The sequence below is a fragment of the Bacillus sp. JJ864 genome, assembly GCF_036963045.1.
GTDB classification, from domain to species: Bacteria; Bacillota; Bacilli; order Bacillales; family Bacillaceae_G; genus Bacillus_A; species Bacillus_A pseudomycoides_C.
The window spans coordinates 1-6,960 of sequence record NZ_JBALLY010000108.1; the positions used below are offsets into that span (position 1 = coordinate 1).

At 32.3% G+C, this 6,960-nt stretch carries 3 protein-coding genes and 2 pseudogenes; all 5 read right to left on the minus strand.

Annotation, left to right across the window (positions count from 1 at the left end; all coding sequences use genetic code 11):
• Positions 1-494: 494 nt before the first annotated feature.
• Positions 495-671 (minus strand): annotated as a pseudogene (locus V7024_RS16755) (heavy metal-binding domain-containing protein); the annotation flags it as partial.
• 47 nt (positions 672-718) lie between these two features.
• Positions 719-2,569, minus strand: a complete 1,851-nt coding sequence (locus V7024_RS16760; protein WP_335521966.1) for an ABC transporter ATP-binding protein/permease — start codon at positions 2,567-2,569, stop codon at positions 719-721.
• Between the two features lie 1,474 nt (positions 2,570-4,043).
• Positions 4,044-4,554 (minus strand): annotated as a pseudogene (locus tag V7024_RS24455) (ABC transporter ATP-binding protein); the annotation flags it as partial.
• A 175-nt stretch (positions 4,555-4,729) separates the two neighbouring features.
• Positions 4,730-6,193, minus strand: coding sequence for a HAMP domain-containing sensor histidine kinase (locus tag V7024_RS16770; protein WP_335521971.1), 1,464 nt, complete (start codon positions 6,191-6,193; stop codon positions 4,730-4,732).
• Positions 6,183-6,848: a response regulator transcription factor gene (locus V7024_RS16775; RefSeq protein WP_335521973.1), complete on the minus strand. Its 666-nt coding sequence runs from the start codon at positions 6,846-6,848 to the stop codon at positions 6,183-6,185. Before V7024_RS16775 ends, V7024_RS16770 begins: the two co-directional genes overlap by 11 nt.
• Between the last annotated feature and the right edge of the window lie 112 nt (positions 6,849-6,960).

Sequence of the window (6,960 nt, forward strand, 5' to 3'; positions counted from 1 at the left end):
AATGGCAGTTTTAAAATTTATAGGCGGAGTACTTCCATTAGTTCAAGAACTTTTAAAAGCATTTATGTAAGTTTATCATTTAGTCATTATTTATAAGAATTATCATACAAATGATCTGTATATTAAAGATGAATTATTGATATGCAGATCATTTGTATGAGTAAGATCCTTTTAAAGGGACGGAAACGATTCAAAGAATAACCCGCCACATCTGAAAAGATTTCCGATTGTGGCGGGTACTTTTTATTATATTTTGTTTTTTAGTTTCCTATATAAAGCTGATCTTAAAACATTGGTAATCCTTCGTTTTTTATGGTTGTCGATATTGCTCCATCTAATAATTCCATCCCTGATTTGAGTGAATTATGGCGGAATCAGCATCTAATTTCATTTTCAAAAAATATTTAGTCATAAAAAAACTGCACCTCCAATTGTTAGTTTTATCTAACAATTGGAGGTGCAGTTCATCAATGAGCTGCTACTTTCCTATCTATTTACACACGTACAGCTGTGCCGCTTACTGCAACCATTAACATTCCGTCACGAACGACTTCGTAGTCTACATCGATACCAACGATTGCATTGGCACCTTTTTGCGTTGCAAGTTGTTTCATTTCTTCTATAACAATGTCACGAGCTTCTTTTAATTTACTTTCATATGCACCAGAACGCTATGCTACTAAGTTGTATTCAAATTTCAAAATTTCCAAACTGTAAGCTATCGTCGTAAAGCAATAATTGTTTCTGTTCTCACTAACTTTTGATTCATGATGAATGTTATACCTATACATAAGAACATATTAATTGCGATAAGCAGACTATACGAGGTTCCATTTAACTCTAGTCCATAGTCAAATCGATTTTTATAGAACATATCTAATGCATTTACTAGTACAATTGAAACGCCTGTTGATACCCCACTGAATAGGAATGATTCTTTTAAAAAAATTAATTTTATATTTCTTCGGTTAAATCCTAAAGCAGATAAAAGTCCAATTTCCTTATACCTTTCGACTGAAATCTTATAAAGCATAATTGTACTAATAAATACTCCAATAATTAGAATAAAATAAGAAATGAATGTAAATAGTTTTATTAAATTCGTAAATGTTTTATTAAAATTTTCAACTTGTTTATAGTTCGTATATACCGCTATCTGCTTTTTACTTAAAAGATTTTGAACCTTTGGAATCTCATTAAATCCTTTAATGTCAAAACTAATCGATACCGCTTCATCAACATTAGAATGACGGTACATATCTTTTTCTACAGATGAGCTAAAAATAAAATCATCATACTTTGTATCGGATATGCCCGATACAGTAAGCTGAATCTCTTTATTTTCCCCATTTTTCCCTATGTAGGATACTACCATTTTTTTACCGACTGCTTTTTGGATTTGTTTTTCAAATTTAGCAGCTAGACTTGGAGAAATAACAATTTCTTCTTTATCATTACGAGGCATATTTCCGTATAGCAACAAAATTGTTGGCGTAACAGTAGGTATTTTAAATTCATTTTTAATCGTTTTATCATTCATATTTAATGTAATATTTTTCAAGTTATATTGATAATAGACATTTCGTATTTGCTTCATCGAAGTTAATTTTTCATAGATACCGGTTAAGTCCTTATTGACTTCCTTCACCTGATCATATTTTAGAACCATCCCCTTGTTAAAATAAAAATTTTTTTCTTTAAATTCATCAATGGCATGATTGACGATTCTTTTCGAACTAAAAGCGCTAAAAAAGGAAGCAGAGCCAAATGCGATAAGGATGGCTGCGATTAAATATTTGACGAAGTGAATTTTAAAATTTTTAAAACCTAGTCTAAAAAAGTCTTTCGATTTAAGCGGTAGTGAATCATTTTTATACGCCTCGTTCACAGTTTTTCTCGCGTATCCAGACTTTTTTACGATAATCTGTTCATCTTCTATTTCAATAGTTTCATCGGCAAACTCCGTTAATTTTTCATCATGAGTAATGATAATGACGGTTTTTGTTTTTGAAATTTCTTTTAAGATATTCATAATTGTTTCTGCCGATTCATAATCCAATGCACCAGTGGGTTCATCGGCTAAGATGATTTGTGGATCATGAATTAATGCTCGAGCTATAGCAACCCTTTGCTTTTGTCCACCACTTAATATTTGAACATTTTGATCGATTTGTTTCTCTAAACCCAAATCGGTAAGCAGCTTCTTTGCCTTTTGTACATACTCTTCTGTTTCCGTATTTGCAGTGCTATAAACGGAAAGCAAAACATTCTCTAATGCCGTATATCCGTCTAGCAAATTATAATTTTGGAAAACAAAGCCGATTTCATTGAATCGATAAGTACATAACTCATTGGGCGATAAATCTTTAATATTCATAGTACCAACACGTATTTCACCAGTGAAATCTGAATCAAAACCAGCTAAGAGATTTAACAAAGTGCTTTTGCCAGAGCCGCTAGGCCCTAGCAAACAAGTTAATGCATGATTATTAAATTCATAGTTCACATTGGAATAAATGACGGTATCACCATATTTTTTTGTTACATTTTTGAGTTCAATCTTCATCATCGATCTCCTCCGCTTTGAAGAGCCTTAATTGGCTGTACCTGGCCCGCAAGAAGAGAGGCGATAATTCCCATTAGTAACCCTTGAATAACGATGATTAGGATAAATAAGATAATAGAGTGTTGATTTGTAAGCGATGACGAAAACATTTCTGTTGAAAACTTATTCAATAAAGGCAGCGCTGCAAAGAACAATACGAGAGCCATAGCAGACGTCAAAATATTTTCGATAATAGTTAATTTTGTAATACTCCCGAATGAAAAGCCGTTTATTTTTAAGAGGGCATATTCATTTTTTCGAACAAATGTGTTCACAATTGTTATTGTAATCGTTATGATTAGCGCAAGTATACCCATAACTCCAGTGATAGAACTTGATTGATTATCTGTAGTAGCATTAAGATCCGAAATGTTTTTTACCATCATAAATTGTCCAAATGGAACGATTCCTTTCCCTTGTAATTCTTTAACTAAAGAAAGTACATTGGGAAGAGAGGTTGCTCTCAGTTCAAATGGAATTTTATTCGTATCTTTACCAAATGCAAGATAAAGCTCTTCCACAGCTTTCTTGCTATAAATGAAAGCATCTTCAGGTTCTATAGATGTAGCCTCTCCACCAGCTATCGATTTATCCATTTCCATCTTAGAATTGACGACACCAACTATTTTTAATTTCATCGTGCGAGATTTTTCCTCAAGAGCATCAGGTTGATCCCCCGCAAACATAGAACCTGTAATTCCGATTTCTTTATCTAAAGCCTTTTCAGGTGAAACATTAATTTTATCAAGAAAGGCTTTCGTTACAGCCACTTCTTCTTTATCGTTATTCGGCATTCTACCTGCTACTAATCCATTATTTGCAGGTGCATAATTGGATTGTTCTACTTTATGTTGATTGATTACTCCATCAATGGAAACAGCCATATTGTTTAACGTCAACAGAGGATAAATCATTTTTACTCGTTCATCATTCTTATAATCTTTGAAAATAGAAGATATATCTTGTTTTACATCCTTATTTTGACTGTTCGTACCGTTACCTCCAGCCCCTTCAGATGTGCTACCCGCTTCCATCGTTTCTGGAAAAATAGATATATTAAATAAGGATTGACCATATTGTTTCACTAGATTATCCGTTATTTCCTTCCCTTGATTCGCTATATTGCCACTAACATTAATTAATACGAAATAGGACGAGAAAAGAAGAACAATTGCTGTAAGTATTGTTTTCAAGGCCATTCCCTTACTATTTTTAAAGCCTTGCGTAAGTCCGCTATTAAATGAGAACGAAGGTGGACTTTTTTTCGTTTGCTTGCTTTTTCGAGTAGAAAGTTCCTGTTTTCTTTCTTGAATAAATCCCCCAGATTTCAAAGCATAAACACTAGATAAATCATCTATAATTGATTGATCATGGGTAACAACGATAACCATTCTTTCTTTTGCAATTTGCTTTAATATGTTTATAAACTCTTTGGCATTCTTCTTATCTAGTGCCCCAGTAGGTTCATCCGCAATAATAATTTCCGGATCATTTACTAAGGCTCTAGCAATGGCAACTCTTTGTTTTTCGCCACCTGACAGTGACTTCACATTTTGTTTCGCTAATCTTGAAATTCCTAATTTTTGAAGCGTATTTTTAACTTTTTGACTTTTGGTTTCTTTATCTAAATTGGATAATTCAAGAACAACCATGATATTATCTTCAACTGATAAATGATTTATTAGTTGAAAGTTTTGCCATATGAATCCAATTGAATTGTAATAGTAATCATTCCGTTCAAATTTCGAAAATTGTTTAATTGATTTATTATTAAAATAAACTTCTCCCTCAAATTCTGGATCCATGCCACTTATTATTTTCAATAACGTTGTTTTACCACTTCCAGATGGACCTACAATAAAATTAAGACCATGGGAAAATTCAGCATTTATATTTTTTAGTACTTGTTCATTGTTAAATGTTTTACTTACATTTTTTAATGTTAACATATATAATATTCCTCCTTTGAGTTTTAATAATAATTAAGCAATGTGTGGTTTATGTGTGATTAAGATGTGATTCATTTAAAAAATAGGCGTTGTACAAGTGATTCGATAGAAATTTCCGGAAGTAAGCAAGATTATTCCCCACAAAAAAAGAAGCTCTCAAAATTATGAAAGCTTCTTACTTAAAACAGATTGTAAATAGTACACCTTTTTTCGTATTCTTGAGGCTATATTGTATCTTATGGGCATCTAATAGTTGTTGAACAATAAATAAACCAAGCCCATTCCCACCAGTGTTGCGATTTCGTGATTTTTCAATTCGGTAGAACGGTTCAAAGATATGCTCCAAGTGTTCTTCTTCAATGTACGCTCCTGTATTTAAGATTTCCAGTATAATCTCATCGTTTCGCCGATAAAGAGAAACGTATACTTCCTTACCTTCCTGTGTGTACGAATAGGCATTATGAAGTATATTTTGTATTACCTTTTTCAATAACTGAGTATCGGAAAAATAGGAAAGATTTTTTTCTATAAACTTAACCACTTTCAACTGTTTCGAGTAACGGAAATACTCATGCTCTTGTATAATTCTTTCAATCATAATAGATAAATTGGCATTCTCTTTGTTTAATTGTAGTCTTTCCGATTCCAACCTACTGAGTTCAAGTATTTCTTTTACTAACACTTCCATACTATTCATCGTTTCATACGATTTCTGCAAATAGCGGTCACGATCTTTATAGACGCCGATATTATAAAGCATTCCTTCTAGTTGACCTTTAACTACTGCGATTGGCGTTTTTAAATCATGAGATATAGCAGCTAAAAATTGTCTACGTTTTGCATCAAGCTCGCGTTCCTTTTTGATGTCATCTTTTAACATTTCATTAGAATTCTTTAATTGAATCATTGTTTGTTGTAAATTATTAGCCAAATCATTTAGAGTAGTTGATAATTCTCCAAGTTCATCATTGGATTTAATACTACTTTTTTGCGAAAAATCTAGTTTTGCCATCCTTCTTGCAACCTTATTTAAATCGATAAGTGGTTTAGCTAAAATCTTTGAATAGAATAGCGATCCTGCAATTGAAATAACTATAATAATAGCAATAATGTACGGTGAGAATGACGAAAGAACACGAGAAATTTCTTCAATAGGGTATAGATACGTATAAAATGTAAACTGATAGCCTCCTTCTTGCAATTGAACTTCTTCTTTAATTGTGTAAATAGAAGGAGATTGTTGATTTTTTTCTTCAGCTTGACCCGTAATATTTACGGCAGATTGGACGGGGATAGCTGGCACTTCATCGACAGTACTCACATTTCCTTCGTCAGGAACATAGATAGAAGGGGTATAAACTATTGTCCCTTTTCGGTCACTCACGATACATATAACGTCTTTATTTTCAGACGAATATCTTTCTAAAGCCGCTTTAACATCCTTAAACGACTCTCCTTTTACTTTCTCGACAAAAATATTCACATTCTTATTAAGATTATTTTGTTTATACTGATAATAGAAAGATGGAAGTAAGAAATATAAGAGTAAGTAAATCAACAAAGCTGACATAACTAATAATCCTGTTGTAATAAGAAAAATTCTTCTTGTTACGCTGCCTAGTACAAATTTACGAATCAAGTTTATAACCAACTCCTTTTACCGTTTTGATATATGGAACATTAAGCTTCTTCCGTAAATTCTTAATATGTGTGTCAACAACCCTCGTATCACCGTAATAATCATAGCCCCATAATTGATCAAGTAATAATTCCCGAGATAACACTCTTCCTTCGTTTTTCATGAGTAACTTCAAAATATCGAACTCTTTCATTGTTAGTGAAATTTCTTCATCATTTACTTTTGCAATATAGGCATCACAATCCAAGTTAATTTCTTTAAATAGCATCATTTGTGTCGCTTCCTGTGGATACGAACGTCGAATAACAGCTTGGACACGTTTAATAAGAATATTAAAAGAGAACGGCTTTGTTATATAATCATCGACTTGCAAATCAAACGCCTTCATCTCGGCGTTTTCTTCATTTAATGCTGTTAAAATGATAATCGGAACGGACGAACTCTTGCGAATCATATTACATACATGAAATCCATCCATATTTGGCATCATAATATCAGCTATAACTAGATGATATTGACCCTTTTGAAAAAGCTGTATACCTTCAACTCCGTCATTCGCCGTATAAACATGATAATTCTGTGTCATTAAAAATTCTCGTATCAATTCCTGTAAATCCAGATTGTCCTCTATAACTAAAATATTATAAATCATGATATCACCTACTTTTTAAATTAATAATTCTCGGTAAATTATATATATAAATACAAATTAAAAAATCGACATAAAAACCCTCTTTCTTTTTAGACTGGCGAGAGCATCTGGCCAT